The organism is Martelella sp. AMO21009 (assembly GCF_053484295.1).
This window is the reverse complement of sequence record NZ_JBAKFR010000005.1, coordinates 270,864-286,117: the sequence shown is the minus strand read 5'-3', so window position 1 is coordinate 286,117 and position 15,254 is coordinate 270,864. Positions and strand designations below refer to the sequence as shown.

Below are 15,254 nucleotides of genomic sequence, written 5' to 3'. Positions count from 1 at the left end.
CTTGTTCTTGTTATCGGCATCGGATGCTATTTGAGTATATATATGTGTACAATAATTGATGTACTCAGTCGGTGTGGAGATCGATCACCGATCCATGGCGGACGTAGGAAATGGGGAGATAATGGGTTTGCGGCTCCTCCGGCCTGTCGGCGATCCGTTCACGGATGATCCGCTCGAACACCGCAAGCTTCTCGTCATGGCTGTTGCCGACCACATCGAACCGGCCGAGATGCTCCGACTGAAAATCCGTGCTGCCGAGCATGATGACGCTGAGGTCGCGGCCCGCCTCAAGGCCGAGCCTGGCGAGGGCGCGTTCCAGAATGAAACCTTCGACGACGCCCCAGGCGATCAACGCCGTGAACGGAAGCCGCCCCTCGGCATCGGCATGCCGACCGATGGCCGCGGCGATGTCATCGATCTGGTAGCTGCCAGGCAGTGCGTTCAGCTCGATCAGAAAGCGTTGGTCGGGATCGGGCAGAAAACTGCCGAGCAGGTGAAACTCGCGGCGCGCCATGGCAATCTGGCGGGCATGATGCGCTGACGTGAGAAACGCGATCCTCTCGTGGCCGCTTTCCCTGAATGTCCGGAAGGCGATCGACAGCGCCTCGCGCCAGTTGGTGCCGATGGCGTCAACATCGATGCCCGTCGCCGAAACGCCATCGATGACGATATGGTCGGCCTGCCGGTGAAGCGCGGCGAGGAATGCGACCGTCAGTATCTCGAAATTCACCTGGATCAGGCAGGCCCGGAACCGCCCGATCCGTTCCAGCACGTCGATCGCCTGGGCGTCGCTCGAAAAGCCGAGCTGCAACACCGAAAAGCCGGCGGACTTTATCCGCGTGGCGACCTCCTGCAGCGTGACCCGCGCCAGCCTGCTGTCGGAATTGCGGTAGAGGATCAGGAGATCCGCGGCATAGCTGTCGGGCGCCTTATCCTCGCTCTTGCCGGCGACCACGATGCCCGCGCCGGGGCGGGCAATCAGGCGGCCGTCTTCGAGAAATGGCTTCAGCGCCGCCTCCACGGAGCGCTGCGCCGTTCCGAATTCGCGCATCAGATGGCGAACGGTCGGAAGCCTTTCACCGGGCGATGCCTTGTCGATCCTCTCTTCCGCCCACCGACCGATCGCGGCGACGACCCGTTTGGTCTTGTTCTGCATATGGGTATTATGAGTATAAATTATATCCAACGCAAGTCGCGGCTGCAGTTTGGGACTGCTTTCGATCGGGGCTATCCGGAAAGGCAAAATCGGGTTCGTCTGTCGCGTTTTCGCGGTCGAGGGCTTTGGGCGAAGTCTTCGGCCTTGTCGAGCCCGAATTACGGCGCCGGGAGCGTGCGCATGGCGGATCGAACTGCGCATCAAACCTGAATACAGGTGCCGGAGAACGGCCTCCGTCGCGTTTTTTTCAGGAACGGACTTCTATCAATATAGTACATATTTTCAGATGCTTGCACGGATTTCGAGTCTCTTCGTGCGCTGTGGTCTGACTTCGTCGGCAATAAACCGGCTTGCAATTAGAACAAAAATAGAACATAAAAGGACTATAAGCAAAACGGAGGCAATCATGACCGATATTCTGCGCGACATCGCGGCTTTCTTCTCAGTCAGCCTGTTTCTGGCCAGCATGGCTTTGATCGTCAGTTCGCTATAGGTTTCTGTGCATTGCGAGACGAGCGATTGCACCGGCGTTGCTCGCCTGCCAAAATCGGGTGACGTATCTGATTTGGCGGCGGTGAAGGAGTGATCTCGAGATGCAGGCTGAAGGCAAAGAGCAGGCGGTTCGTTTCGTGCATTTGCGCGTTCACTCGGCCTATTCGCTGCTTGAGGGGGCGCTGCCGCTGAAAACGGTGATGAAGCTGGCCGTGGCCGACAGGCAACCCGCAATTGCGGTGACCGATACCAATAATCTCTTCTGCGCGCTGGAGTTTTCCCAGAAGGCAGTGGGCGAGGGGCTCCAGCCGATCATCGGCTGCCAGTTGTCGATCGATATGGAGGATGGCGGCGACGGCGAGCGCCGCAGCGGCGGGCATCTGCCGCCGAAGAAACCTTCGATCGTGCTGCTCGCTGCCGATCCGACCGGCTATGCCAATCTCATGCATCTTGTCAGCGAGGCCTATCTCGGCGGAGAGGGGCATGACAGCACATATATAACGAAGTCATGGCTCAGCGCGCATTCGGACGGTTTGATCGCGCTCACCGGAGGGCGGACCGGGCCGATCGACGAGGCCGTTATCTCCGGATTCGAGGCGAAGGCCGCCGAAAGGCTCGCATTCCTGAAATCCGCTTTCGGTGACCGGCTCTATGTCGAAGTGCAGCGACACGGCAACTTCGACGTCCAGCACGAGCGTCGGGTCATCGCTCTCGCTTATGAGCTCGATCTGCCGCTGGTTGCGACCAACGAGGCGTTTTTCCCGACCCGCGATGATTTCGAGGCGCATGATGCGCTGATGGCGGTGGCGCACAACGCCATTGTATCGGATGATCGCCGTTTCAGACTGACTCCGGATCACTATCTGAAGTCGCAGGATGAAATGGCGGCTCTGTTTGCCGATCTGCCGGAAGCGATCGAGAACACCGTGGAGATCGCGCGCCGATGCAGCTTCGTGCTCGATACCCGCATGCCCATTCTGCCGCGTTTCACCGGCGCCTCAGATGATCCCGAAGAGGCGGAGCGGGCGGAAGCCGCGGAGCTGCGCCGGCAGGCGCGCGAAGGGCTGGAGGCGAGGCTTGCCCATGTGGGTCTGAGCCCGGGCCACACGCGCGAAGATTATTTCGAGCGGCTCGATTACGAACTCGGCGTGATCGAAGGCATGAAGTTTCCGGGCTACTTCCTGATCGTTGCCGACTTCATTAAATGGTCGAAGGAGCGCGATATACCGGTCGGGCCCGGCCGCGGCTCCGGCGCGGGCTCGCTGGTCGCCTACGCCCTGACGATCACGGATGTGGATCCCCTGCGTTTCTCGCTGCTGTTCGAACGCTTCCTCAATCCCGAACGCGTATCGATGCCGGACTTCGATATCGACTTCTGCCAGGACCGGCGTGAGGAAGTCATCCGCTACGTGCAGGAGAAATACGGCCGCGCGCAGGTTGCCCAGATTATCACCTTCGGGTCGCTGCAGGCCCGCGCGGCGCTGCGCGACGTCGGCCGCGTGCTCGAAATGCCCTATGGTCAGGTTGACCGCATCTCCAAACTCGTTCCCAACAATCCCGCCAACCCCGTGACGCTCGCTCAGGCGATCGCGGACGAACCCAAATTCCAGGAAGCTGCGGAGGAGGAACCGATCGTCGGTCGGCTGCTCGCGATCGCGCAGAAGATCGAGGGGCTTTATCGCCATGCCTCGACCCATGCGGCGGGCATTGTTATTGGTGACCGATCGTTGTCGCAGCTGGTGCCGATGTATCGCGATCCGCGCTCCGACATGCCGGTTACCCAGTTCAATATGAAATGGGTGGAGCAGGCCGGCCTTGTGAAGTTCGACTTTCTGGGGCTGAAGACGCTGACGGTGTTGAAGACCGCAGTCGACTTCATTGCTCGCCGCGGTATCACGGTCGATCTTTCGCTCGTCCCGCTGGATGATGCCGAATCTTACGAGATGCTGGCGCGCGGCGAGACGGTCGGCGTGTTCCAGGTGGAAAGCGCGGGCATGCGCAAGGCGCTGATCGGCATGCGGCCGGACCGCATCGAGGATCTGATCGCGTTGGTGGCGCTCTATCGTCCGGGCCCGATGGAGAATATCCCGGTCTATAATGCCCGCAAGCATAATGAGGAGGAGATCGAGTCGATCCATCCGCTGATCGATCCGCTGCTCGCAGAGACCCAGGGTGTGATCATCTATCAGGAACAAGTGATGCAGGTGGCGCAGGTGCTGGCGGGCTATTCGCTCGGCGAAGCCGACCTTCTGCGCCGCGCCATGGGCAAGAAGATCAAGGAGCAGATGGACAAGCAGCGGGTTCGCTTTGTCGATGGCGCGGTGGAAAAGGGCGTCAAGAAGCAGCGGGCCAACGAGATTTTCGATCTCCTGGCGAAATTCGCCAATTACGGCTTCAATAAGTCCCACGCCGCCGCCTATGCGATCGTGTCCTATCATACGGCCTTCCTGAAGGCGCATTATCCGGTCGAGTTCCTTGCAGCGTCGATGACGCTTGATATGGCCAATACCGAAAAACTGAACGATTTTCGTCATGATGCAAAGCGCCTCGGCATCGAGGTCGTCGCTCCCTCGGTGCAGACCAGTTACCGGCATTTCGAGCCGGGCGAAGGGCGGATCTTCTATGCGCTCGCGGCGATCAAGGGCGTGGGCGAGGCAGCGGTCGACCATATTGTTGCGGTCAGAGGGGACCGGGCGTTCGATAGCCTCGAGGATTTTGCGCGGCGGATCGATCCGAAGCTCGTCAACCGCAGAGTGCTCGAAAGCCTGATTTGCGCGGGCGCCTTCGATTGCTTCGGCAAGGATCGCGCCGCACTTCTGGCCGGGCTCGATCGCATCATCGGCCTGGCGCAGCGCAGCCAGGATGACAAGACCAGCGGCCAGGCGGACATTTTCGGCAGCGCCGGCGACCTGCCGCAGATCACGCTGCCGGACTATACCCCGATGCCGGATTCGGAGCGGCTAATGCGGGAGTTCCAGATGCTGGGTTTTTATCAGACCGCACATCCGCTTGATGCCTATGCCGATATATTGTCGCGCATGCGCGTCCAGAGCTTCGCCGATTTTTCGCTCTCGGTGAAGAATGGCGCCGGCCGCGGACGCCTGGCCGGCACGGTGGTGGCCAAGCAGGAGCGCAAGACACGCACGGGCAACCGTATGGGCATCATCACGCTTTCGGATGCGACCGGCCAGTTCGAGGCGGTGCTGTTTTCCGAGATGCTTTATCAATACCGCGACCTTCTGGAACCGGGAACCTCCGTTGTTATCACCGTGGCGGCCGATGTCCGTCCCGAAGGCATCGGCATGCGGATACAGACGGTCCAGTCGCTGGAGGAAGAGGCAGTGCGCCAGCAAAGCGCAATGCGCGTCTACCTGCGCGATGATTCGCCGTTGGCGTCGCTGTCCCGGCATCTGAACAGCAGCGGAGACGGGATCGTGTCCTTTGTGGTTATCCAGAACGAAGGGCTGCGTGAAGTGGAGGTCGAGCTTCCGGGCAAGTACAGGCTTTCCCCGGAAGTGGCATCAGCCATGCGTGCGGTATCGGGCGTGGTCGACGTCGAACTCGTTTAGCCCCTTGCGGGAGAGGTGATCAGGTTCGATTCGCTTTTGCGGTGGTCGAGAGTCGGACTCGCTTCGTTTTTGGCGGGTGTTGGGCGCGTTTGCACGTTGAAGTCGCAGAGTATGCGCCGTTTTTGGCGTGTTCTGTTTGCCGTGGCTGGCTGGAACCGCTCTGTTGATGCTTGTTTTCTTTACCTTTTGTAAAGGTTTGGGCGTTCCGCGACCCCAACTTGTTGCGTATCGGCAACAGCAAGCCGGTAAGGAAGCCTCGGCGGCGGCTATGCGGGCGATTGATGATTGCGATCGGGCGGCGGTCTTGTATGTTCATAGTCAGAAGCGAGGGTCTAGACAGCCCGATCTTCTTGAAACCCGGAATGGGGCAGGGAACGCTCAGGCGAAAAACCCATTCCGCTTTAAAACCTTTTGGAGGTCATTATGAACGTGAAGAGCCTTCTTCTCGGCTCCGCTGCAGCAGTCGCGGCAGCTTCCGGCGCCCAGGCGGCCGACCCGGTTGTGGTCATCGAACCTGTAGCTGCCAACTATGTAGAAATCTGCGACGCCTTTGGTGCCGGCTACTTCTACATCCCGGGTACTGAAACCTGCCTCGATATCGGCGGTTACATCCGTTTCCAAATTGACGCTCAGACCGGTGCGAATTCGCCGGATAGCTGGAACGTATGGACTCGCGGCCATATCGACATTTCTTCGAAGACCGAAACCGAACTCGGTGTTCTGACCGGTTTCATCTCGCTGAACTCGGAATATTATTCCGATGACGCTTCCACCACTACCTACCTCGACGAGACCTACCTCGCGCTTGGTGGATTTCAGGCTGGTTACTTCAACAGCTATTGGGATCAGGGCCTTATCGGCGAAATCGATGACCTGAACGGCCAGACCAAGTTCAACTCGGTCCGTTACGTCTACACCGGCGACGGTTTCGTAGGCGGTATCTCGCTCGACGCTCTTACGCCCTCGATGATCGGCCTGATGAACAGCGGCGACAATGTACCGCATCTCGGCGTTTCGGGCCGTATCGGCTTCCAGGCTGGCGGCGTTGGCGCCAAGCTCGATGTCGGTTACGACACCTACAGCGAAGAAGCTGCTTTCCGCGCTATGGCCTCGCTGGCGCTTGGCCCGGGCGCTCTTGACCTCGGTGCTATCTATGCAACCGGCTGGAACGCTTATGCCGTTACCTACGGTGCCAACGACTTCCAGGATTACTCGCTCGCGACCCCGACCGCTATTCCGGGCGTATATGCCGAGTGGGCTCTGGCCGCCGGTTACAAGCTGAACGTATCCGACAATTTCGCGATGACGCCTGCTTTTCAGTGGACCTCGGCTAACGTTCCGGGTGCCGACAACGAAGACTTCTGGTCCGCTGGCGTACTCTTCGACTACACCATCGTCGAAGGTCTGAGTGCCAAGCTGAACTTCCGTTACACCGACACGCCTGATCAGTACTATGCTGATGATTACTGGGCTGGTTGGTTCCGTCTGCAGCGCGACTTCTAAGAAGACGCCTTTAGATATCAGGAAAAGCCCGGCCGTCTGGTCGGGCTTTTTCGTTCTGCAGAAGAGCGGTGACGCGCTCTGTGCTTTGCGGCTGGCGAGCCGGGTCTCCTTGCCGTTTGTCCGGATGGCTTCGATTACGAAAGTCGGCACCTGCTTTGTCTGCGGACGTCAACGAGGCGCATTGGCTGAGGCGGAGTTCGTTCAGCTCTGCAGCGGCGATCAGACGCTTCTGATGATTGTGAGCACGGATCGTTCCCTCAGGCGGGCGGTATTGCTGTAAAACGCCGAGCTGATCTGGATAAGATACGCCGCCTTTGGGTCTGACCGTGCATCGCTGGAAGCGTCGGTAGAGCGCCTGATTTCTGTTTCCGCTATGTTGGTGCGGACGGCGGGGGTCGAACCCGCATGACCATCCGGTCGAGGGATTTTAAGTCCCTTGCGTCTACCAGTTTCGCCACGCCCGCAGCAGGTTGTTCCCGAAGCACGGGAATGGCTCGACTTCCGCCTGGTCGCGTCGGAGAAGGGGAATCGACCTTTCCGGCGCGCGTTTTGGCGAAGTTAAGCCGCAACCTGCGTCCGCTTCCCCGCAATCGGCGAAGCGGTGAGCGATGTGTAGTATGGCGAAGCGACTTCCGCAATAGAGCAAGGCAATTGGGCCGATGGTTCCACACGGGGTCTGAAGATGACCGGGCAGTGTTTGTTGAGCGCGGCGGCAGCGTTTGTCCGAGACCTCGCCTGGAGCGCGGGACGATGCGCTTGGCGGGAGAGCCGAGGTCTTCTCCCATCATCGACATGTTAACGCTTTCCAATGAATCCGATGACTGTGGCTCTTCTGTCACAGCAATTGTTTCAGTTCTCTCGTACAAACGATGTCGGCGTTAGCGTCTATTTCCCGCCACAAACACGGGGCATGTGAAAAGAGACAGAGCGCGCATCAGTCCGCCGGACGTGCGATCGCGGTTTTATCCGACAAGATCTTTGCGCCCTCGACAACGTGGTGAAATCGTTTGATGATGAAGGCAATTCTGAGACAGACAGGCGTGTATGTGGTGGCGGCGGGCTTGTTCGTCATGGCCGGCGCGCCGGTATCGGCCTTTGATATCTCCAACGACATACCCAAGGATTCCGGGCGTTTCGATCTGTTCCGCTTCGGCTTCAAGGCCTACAAGAACGGCGACAAGCAAAAGGCTGTTGAAGCCTATCGCTATGCTGCCGAAAAGGGCCATACCGGCTCGCGCTGGGCGCTCGCGAATATGTATGCGTTTGGCGATGGCGTGCCGGAAAACGACTACGAGGCCTTCAAGGCCTATGCGGAGATCGTCAACCACGATGTCGAGCCTGGCTCGCCCGATACCGGGTTCTATGTCAACGCGCTTCTCGCGCTCGCTGGCTACTATAAGGTCGGCATTCCGGATACGCCGGTGGAGAAGGACCTGGCGCAAGCCCGCCAGCTCTATTTCCAGGCCGCTTCGGTCTTCGGCAATCCGGAAGCGCAGTTCCAACTGGCCCAGATGATCCTAAATGGCGAGGGCGGCGCGAAGAATGTGCGCTTGGCCAAGAAATGGCTGAATCTTGCCAGAAAGAACGGCAATGTCAGTGCGATGGCCGTTTTCGGCGACCTGATTTTCAACGAAGGCCAGCCGGTTCTCGGTCTTGCCTATCTCACCATGGCGGCCGATCGTTGCCAGATCGGCGATTGCAGCTGGATTCGTGATCTGCAGGAAAAGTGCTTCTCCGTGGTGGACGAGAATGACCGCCGCGGCGCGATCGCGCTCGCGCACAACATGAGCACCGGTTCTCCCTGACGCGACCACGGCTGGATGTGTAGCGCAGCCTGCATCCAGGCAAGGTTTCTAGGCCCAGTCGCACTCAATCTGGCAGATCACCGGCACATGGTCGGATGGTTTTTCCCAGCTTCGGACAGACTTGTCTATCGAGGTGGCCACCAGCCTGTCGGCGGCCTCGGCCGAGAGCAGCATATGGTCGATGCGAATGCCGTTGTTCTTCGGCCAGGCTCCGGCCTGATAATCCCAGAACGTATACTGACCGCCAGCCTCGTCGGCGCCGGCGACGGCATCGTAGAGCCCCAGACCGAGCAGTTCTGAAAAGGCCTCTCTGGTCTGCGGCAGGAACAGGGCGTCGCCCGCCCACACGGCGGGGTCGTGGCAGTCGCAGGGGCGGGGAATGACATTGTAGTCGCCCGCCAGCACCAGCGGTTCCTCAAGGTCGAGCCGCTGTTTGGCAAGCGTTTTCAAACGCTCCATCCATGCAAGCTTGTAGGGGTATTTCGGCGTGTCGACGGGGTTGCCGTTCGGCAGATAGATGGAGGCGACGCGGATCACCCCACCCTTCACGCTGAAGACCCCCTCGATATAGCGCGACTGATCATCATCAAGACCATCCGAAAAGCCGCGCTGGACGTCTTCCGGCGCTTTCTTCGACAGAAGTGCTACGCCGTTGAAGCCTTTCTGGCCGTGAGTCTCCACGTGATAGCCGAGGTCCTGAAATGGGGCGGCCGGGAAATTCTCATCGACGGACTTGATCTCCTGCAGGCAAACAATGTCGGGCGATGCCATTTCCAGCCACCGGACCAGGTTTTCCTGCCGCGCCTTGATGCCGTTGATGTTCCAGGTGGCTATCTTCATGTCAAAATCCGTATCCACGACCGCGTTGGGGAAACCGTTTCGCCCGTGCCAGGCGTTTTGGAAAAGCCATTGTTCGCGACGCGTGCGTCGCGGCAGCCGGGTCGCGCGATCATGCCGGATCAAGCACGGGCAAGGAAGCCCCCGACCGGCGTTAATCAACATCTCTTTGCCGGGCCGATGGCAGGACGGGCCAAACAGCAGGTCGGCAGGGCGCGGCGGCTGCGCTTGCCTTGCGATCTGCCACAGAAATAAGCAGTTCGCGTTTTCGTTGCATGAATTCGTGCCTCATGGCCGGGGTGCCGGCCAATCCGCTTCAGCCTGTCTCTCGCCGTCGCCGAGATGCGAAACGTGCAATGGGCCTAATTTTCACGTCTTGCGCGCATGAAACGCTTTGTGACACATTTGTGGCACGGATGTTGCTTGGGACATTCGTGTAAGTGCGAGCGATAACAAGCGGCCAGGGCCGCGGGGGATGATTTAATGTCCGATCAACATCACATCATATACAAACTCAACGACGTGCCTTCGCCGGGCGCCTCGTTTCTGGCTGCCATCCAGCACATTCTGGCCAGCATCATCGGCATCGTCACGCCGACGCTCATCATTGGCGGCGCTCTGGGGCTCGGCGTTCACATGCCGTATCTTCTGGCCATGTCGATGTTCGTTTCGGGCGTCGCGACCTTCATTCAGTGCCGGCGCATAGGGCCGGTCGGTTCCGGCCTTCTCAGCGTTCAGGGCACCAGCTTCGCCTTTCTCGGCGTCATTCTGGCAGCCGGTTTCGCGGTCAAGGGCAGGGGCGGCACGCCGGAGGACATTCTGGCGATGATTTTCGGGCTCTGCCTCGTCGGTTGCGTGGTCGAGATCGTGCTCAGTCAGTTCATCTCCCGTATGGGCCGTATTGTCACGCCGACGGTGACCGGCATCGTGATCACCGTGATCGGCCTCAGCCTGGTGAAATCGGGCTTCACGGATTTTGCCGGCGGCGCCGGCGCCGGTGAAGCGCTTGGCGCGCCGGTCAATATCTTCCTCGGCCTGCTCGTTGTTGCGGTCATCATCTTCTTCTCGTTTTCGAAGCAGCCTATGGTCAGGATCGCCGCGATCATGCTCGGTCTGCTGGTCGGCTTCATCGTTTCGATCTTCTTCGGCATGGTGAACTTTTCGCAGCTCGGCACACAGCCTCTGTTTGCCGTTCCCGTGCCGCTGAAGTTCGGCCTGGATTTCGATCTCGGCCTGTTCATTCCGATCGCTTTCGTCTACCTGATCACCGCGATCGAGACGACCGGCGACCTGACGGCAAATTCGGTTATTTCCGGCGAGCCGGTTCAGGGCGATGTCTATCTGAATCGCATCAAGGGCGGCGTATTGGCAGACGGCATCAATTCCGGCATTGCGGCGCTGTTCTGCACCTTTCCGAACACGACCTTCAGCCAGAACAATGGCGTTATCCAGATGACCGGCGTGGCCAGCCGCCATGTCGGCCTCTATATTGCGGGCATACTCGTGGTGCTCGGCTTCTTCCCGATCATCGGCGGAGCGTTCCTGCTGGTGCCGAAGCCAGTGCTCGGCGGGGCCACCGTGGTGCTGTTCGGTTCGATCGCCGTCGCCGGCATCCGAATCCTGGCCTCCGAGCCGATCGACCATCGCAAGGTCTATATCATGGCGGTCTCTTTCGGCCTCGGGCTTGGCGTCACCCTGGTGCCCCAGTCGATGCAGCAGATGCCGGATATCATCCAGAAGGTGTTTGCCACGCCGATCACCCTGTCGGGCATTTCGGCGATCCTGCTTTCCCTGGTCATTCCGGAGCGGGCGGGCAAGACGATCGACGCCTGAAGCTGAGCGGGGGGCCGCCTTGGGGTCCTCCGGCTTTTGCAGCGTCCCGGACACCATGTCCGGGGCGTTTTGTTTTGCTGGTGGGGGCGGTATCGGCGCGGTTGCAAGCGTTGGTTGTCCAGGCGTTGTTCGCGCGTGGCACGCCCATAGGATCGGTCTGAACAAAAAAGAACACCCCGGCGCAGGGATTGCCGGGGTGTTCCTGGAGGTCATCGCGAACGCGGCTGCCTGAAAGGCCAAAGTCGGTAGACGGCCGACTTAACCAACCCACGATGAATTTGGTCATAACGCCAAGCGCTATAAGTTGAACGTAATCACTTGTCGTCCTTTAGTCAATCAGATGATTAAAAAATAAATCGCCGTGCGGCGAAAGAGGCATTGATGCCACGCGAACTCAAAACAAAGGCTGCTGCAGACTCCTTGAGACCGGCCTTTGAAGATCGGTCGGATAAGGCGTCGAACGCCCGCGACCGGCGCCCTGCGCCGCGCTTTTGCAATGTTGCTCAGATCGAGAAACTGGTGCCACAGCCGCAGCTTGCGACTGCGTTGGGGTTCTGGATCTGGAACGACTGGCCGAGAAGGTTGTCGACGAAGTCGATTTCGGAGCCGGCCATGTAGACCAGCGAAATTTCGTCGATCAGCACCTTTGCGTCGCCGCGGGTAATCACCACGTCATCGGCTTCCGCGTCTTCGGCAAGGTCGAATTTATAGGAGAAACCGGAGCAGCCGCCGCCTTCCACGGCAACGCGCAAGGCCTTCTTGCCGTCCTCGGCTGCGATGATTGCGGCGATCCTCTTGGCCGCCGCCTCTGAAAGCGTGACAGTCTTGGTGTCCATTGTCAGTCTCCTGAGCCCGGCATGCGGGCTGAAATCGGTGTTTTGGCGCACGGAATGATCCACGCCTTCCAATGGCCTTTGATCTTAGTTAAGAACGGCGATGACAGCCGTCAACGGTCTATCTGCAACCGGGTGGCCGGCAGGACGCAAGCAGGAACACTTCCCGCGACAGGAATAAGCATGACAATCGACAAATCGGCATTGGGTTTCGGCGATGTGGCGCTCGCGCCCTATGCCTGCAATCCGTGGGAGAGCCGCGGCCGGCTCTATCCCGAGCCCGACAGCCTGACGCGCTCGCCGTTTCAGCGCGACCGCGACCGGATCATCCACACCACCGCCTTCCGCCGGCTGAAGCACAAGACCCAGGTCTTCATCGCGCAGGACGGCGATCATTACCGCACCCGGCTGACGCACACGATCGAGGTGGCGCAGGTCGCGCGCTCGCTCGCCCGCGCGCTCCGTCTGGACGAGGACCTCGCGGAAGGCGTGGCGCTGGTGCATGATTTCGGCCACACGCCGTTCGGCCACACCGGCGAGGATGCGCTGCACGAGAAGATGGCGGCCTATGGCGGCTTCGACCACAATGCGCAATCGCTCAGGATCGTGACCAAGCTGGAGCGCCGCTATGCCGAATTCGACGGCATCAACCTGACATGGGAGGCGCTGGAGGGGCTCGTCAAGCATAACGGTCCCTTGCAAGATGAAGAGGGGAAGGGCATTGGCGGCCCGGTTCCGCAGCCGATCCTCGACTATTGCGCCCGCCATGATCTCTGGCTTTCGACCCATGCCAGCATGGAGGCGCAGGTGGCCGCGATCGCCGACGATATCGCCTACAACACGCATGATATCGATGACGGGCTGCGTTCGGGCTATCTGAGCTACGACATGCTGGAGGAGGTGCCGTTTCTGGCCGGCCTGATGTATGAGGTGCGCGATCGCTATCCCGGGCTGGAATCGAGCCGGTTCACCAATGAGATCATGCGCCGCCAGATCACCGCCATGGTCGAGGACGTGATCGGCGTTGCCCAGGAAAACCTGCGCACGGTCGCGCCGCAATCGGCCGACGAGGTGCGCCGCGCCGGCATGGCGCTGGCCACCTTCTCGCCGGCGATGGCGGAAATCGATCGCCAGATCAAGAAGCTGCTGTTTCATCATATCTACCGCAATCCGGATATCATGGTGATCCGCAAGGGCGCGGCCCAGATCGTGACCGATCTTTTCGACGCCTATATCGCCGACCCGAAGCTGATGGGCGCGCATTCATGGAGCGAGGGGATCGAGCGGCTGGAGGAGGCGCAGCTTGCCCGCCATGTGGCCGACTATCTCGCCGGCATGACCGATACCTACGCCTACAACACGCACCGCCAGTTGTTTGACCATACCCCTGATTTACGGTAGGAGCCCGGCAAACTGCGCCCTTTTGCGCCGGCCGCGCGGCGGCGGATGGAAATAGACATGAACCTTTTTACCGATTTCGAACACAGACTGAACGAACAACTGCTGACGATTGCCGAAATCGCGGAAAAGCGCGACACGCTGGATTTCACCCGCATCGTGGTGGAGCCGCCGCGCGACCCGAGCCATGGCGATATTGCCGTCAACGCCGCGCTGGTGCTGTCCAAGCCGCTGCAGACCAAGCCGCGCGACCTTGCCGAAAAAATCGTCGCCGCGCTTGAGGCCGATGAGGATATCGCCGAGCTTTCGATCGCCGGTCCGGGCTTCATCAATATCCGGTTTTCTGCGCGCTACTGGCAGCGCGTTCTGCTTGCGCTGGTCCGAGAAGGCGAGGATTTCGGCCGCAGCGAAATCGGCAAGGGCCGCAAGATCAACGTCGAATATGTCTCCGCCAATCCGACGGGGCCGATGCATGTCGGCCATTGCCGCGGCGCGGTGGTGGGCGACACGCTTGCCAATATCCTGGATTACGCCGGCTTTGCGGTGACCAAGGAATATTACATCAACGATGCCGGTGCGCAGGTCGACGTGCTCGCCCGCTCCGCCTTTCTGCGCTATCGCGAGGCTCTGGGCGAGACGATCGGCGATATCCCCGAGGGGCTTTATCCGGGCGATTATCTCGTGCCCGTCGGCGAGGCGCTGAAGGCGGAATTCGGTCAGTCGCTGCACAATCTGCCGGAAGACCAGTGGATGCCGATCGTCAAGGAAAAGGCGATCGACGCCATGATGGAGATGATCCGCGCCGATCTCGCCGCGCTCAACGTCACCCATGAGGTGTTCTTTTCCGAGCGTCAGCTTCACGCCGATGATGCCGCGGCGATCCGGTCCGCGATCAACGATCTCACCTTCAAGGGCCATGTCTACAAGGGCACGCTGCCGCCGCCGAAGGGGCAGACGCCGGAAGACTGGGAGGACCGCGAGCAGACGCTGTTCCGCTCCACCGAGGTGGGCGACGATATTGACCGGCCGCTGATCAAGTCGGACGGCAGCTACACCTATTTCGCCGCCGACGTCGCCTATTTCCGCGACAAGTACGAGCGCGGCTTCGATGAAATGGTCTATATTCTCGGGGCCGATCACGGCGGCTATGTGAAGCGGCTGGAGGCGCTCGCCAAGGCGGTGTCCGGCGGCAAGACCAAGCTGACGGTTCTGCTGTGCCAGATGGTCAAGCTCATGCGCGATGGACAGGAGCTCAAGATGTCCAAGCGGTCGGGCAATTTCGTGACGCTGCGCGAGGTCGTCGACGAGGTCGGCCGCGATTCCGTGCGGTTCATGATGCTTTACCGCAAGAGCAGCGAGCCGCTCGATTTCGACTTCGCCAAGGTTACCGAGCAATCGAAAGACAATCCGGTGTTCTATGTGCAGTATGCGCATGCGCGCTGCATGTCGGTCCTGCGGCAGGCCCAGGAGAACTTCCCGGGACTGGAAATTTCACAAAAAACACTGGAAGATGCGGTAAAACAGGCGACTTATGAGCCGGAAGAACTTAGAGTTGTGGCCAAGCTTGCGGAATATCCGCGGGTAGTCGAATCGGCGGCGACAATGCGCGAGCCGCATCGGCTGGCGTTTTATCTCTATGATCTGGCGTCGCAATTCCATTCCCACTGGAATAAAGGGAAGGAAAAGCATGAGTTACGCTTTATTAATGAGAGTGACAGACAATCAACGATTGCGAAGCTCGGACTCGTATCTTCTGTCGCTGCCGTATTGCGTTCCGGACTGGCTCTCACGGGAACCGACGCGCCGCAGGAAATGCGTTAGGTCCACC

At 59.8% G+C, this 15,254-nt stretch carries 9 protein-coding genes and 1 tRNA gene; 6 read left to right on the top strand and 4 right to left on the bottom strand.

Features of this window, described 5'->3' with window-relative positions; all coding sequences use genetic code 11:
• Positions 1–64: 64 nt before the first annotated feature.
• On the bottom strand, positions 65–1,156 hold the full coding sequence (locus tag V6766_RS09145) for a GntR family transcriptional regulator (RefSeq protein WP_448465665.1): 1,092 nt from the start codon (positions 1,154–1,156) through the stop codon (positions 65–67).
• A 593-nt stretch (positions 1,157–1,749) separates the two neighbouring features.
• Between V6766_RS09145 and dnaE the strand changes: the two genes are divergently transcribed.
• Both dnaE and V6766_RS09135 read left to right on the top strand, forming a co-directional pair.
• The gene (gene dnaE / locus V6766_RS09140) at positions 1,750–5,217 is read left to right on the top strand and encodes a DNA polymerase III subunit alpha (RefSeq protein WP_448465663.1); all 3,468 of its coding nucleotides are present in this window, start codon (positions 1,750–1,752) and stop codon (positions 5,215–5,217) included.
• Positions 5,218–5,640: 423 nt separating this feature from the next.
• Positions 5,641–6,720 (top strand): porin, encoded by a 1,080-nt coding sequence (locus V6766_RS09135; protein ID WP_448465661.1) that lies wholly within the window; start codon positions 5,641–5,643, stop codon positions 6,718–6,720.
• 377 nt (positions 6,721–7,097) lie between these two features.
• Here the strand turns inward: V6766_RS09135 and V6766_RS09130 are convergent.
• Positions 7,098–7,184, bottom strand: a tRNA-Leu gene (locus tag V6766_RS09130).
• Between the two features lie 606 nt (positions 7,185–7,790).
• Between V6766_RS09130 and V6766_RS09125 the strand changes: the two genes are divergently transcribed.
• Positions 7,791–8,525: a tetratricopeptide repeat protein gene (locus tag V6766_RS09125; RefSeq protein ID WP_448465713.1), complete on the top strand. Its 735-nt coding sequence runs from the start codon at positions 7,791–7,793 to the stop codon at positions 8,523–8,525.
• Between the two features lie 48 nt (positions 8,526–8,573).
• On the opposite strand, the gene xth is transcribed toward V6766_RS09125, so the two are convergent.
• Positions 8,574–9,365 (bottom strand): exodeoxyribonuclease III, encoded by a 792-nt coding sequence (gene xth, locus V6766_RS09120; RefSeq protein WP_448465659.1) that lies wholly within the window; start codon positions 9,363–9,365, stop codon positions 8,574–8,576.
• A gap of 480 nt (positions 9,366–9,845) precedes the next feature.
• Here xth and V6766_RS09115 point away from each other — a divergent pair, with 480 nt between their 5' ends.
• The gene (locus V6766_RS09115) at positions 9,846–11,195 is read left to right on the top strand and encodes a uracil-xanthine permease family protein (protein WP_448465657.1); all 1,350 of its coding nucleotides are present in this window, start codon (positions 9,846–9,848) and stop codon (positions 11,193–11,195) included.
• 503 nt (positions 11,196–11,698) lie between these two features.
• Here the strand turns inward: V6766_RS09115 and erpA are convergent.
• Positions 11,699–12,031: an iron-sulfur cluster insertion protein ErpA gene (gene erpA / locus V6766_RS09110; protein ID WP_230718284.1), complete on the bottom strand. Its 333-nt coding sequence runs from the start codon at positions 12,029–12,031 to the stop codon at positions 11,699–11,701.
• A gap of 180 nt (positions 12,032–12,211) precedes the next feature.
• Between erpA and V6766_RS09105 the strand changes: the two genes are divergently transcribed.
• Both V6766_RS09105 and argS read left to right on the top strand, forming a co-directional pair.
• Positions 12,212–13,429 (top strand): deoxyguanosinetriphosphate triphosphohydrolase, encoded by a 1,218-nt coding sequence (locus V6766_RS09105; RefSeq protein ID WP_448465655.1) that lies wholly within the window; start codon positions 12,212–12,214, stop codon positions 13,427–13,429.
• A 57-nt stretch (positions 13,430–13,486) separates the two neighbouring features.
• Complete coding sequence (argS, locus tag V6766_RS09100) at positions 13,487–15,247, top strand: arginine--tRNA ligase (protein ID WP_448465653.1); 1,761 nt, start codon at positions 13,487–13,489, stop codon at positions 15,245–15,247.
• The last annotated feature ends 7 nt before the right edge of the window (positions 15,248–15,254 follow it).

Excerpts from the sequence above, each read along its gene's own strand:
- V6766_RS09145 (WP_448465665.1), bottom strand. The coding sequence starts at position 1,156 with ATGCAGAACAAGACCAAACGGGTCGTCGCCGCGATCGGTCGGTGGGCG.
- argS (WP_448465653.1), top strand. The coding sequence starts at position 13,487 with ATGAACCTTTTTACCGATTTCGAACACAGACTGAACGAACAACTGCTG.
- V6766_RS09105 (WP_448465655.1), top strand. The coding sequence starts at position 12,212 with ATGACAATCGACAAATCGGCATTGGGTTTCGGCGATGTGGCGCTCGCG.
- erpA (WP_230718284.1), bottom strand. The coding sequence starts at position 12,031 with ATGGACACCAAGACTGTCACGCTTTCAGAGGCGGCGGCCAAGAGGATC.
- dnaE (WP_448465663.1), top strand. The coding sequence starts at position 1,750 with ATGCAGGCTGAAGGCAAAGAGCAGGCGGTTCGTTTCGTGCATTTGCGC.
- V6766_RS09115 (WP_448465657.1), top strand. The coding sequence starts at position 9,846 with ATGTCCGATCAACATCACATCATATACAAACTCAACGACGTGCCTTCG.
- xth (WP_448465659.1), bottom strand. The coding sequence starts at position 9,365 with ATGAAGATAGCCACCTGGAACATCAACGGCATCAAGGCGCGGCAGGAA.
- V6766_RS09125 (WP_448465713.1), top strand. The coding sequence starts at position 7,791 with ATGGCCGGCGCGCCGGTATCGGCCTTTGATATCTCCAACGACATACCC.
- V6766_RS09135 (WP_448465661.1), top strand. The coding sequence starts at position 5,641 with ATGAACGTGAAGAGCCTTCTTCTCGGCTCCGCTGCAGCAGTCGCGGCA.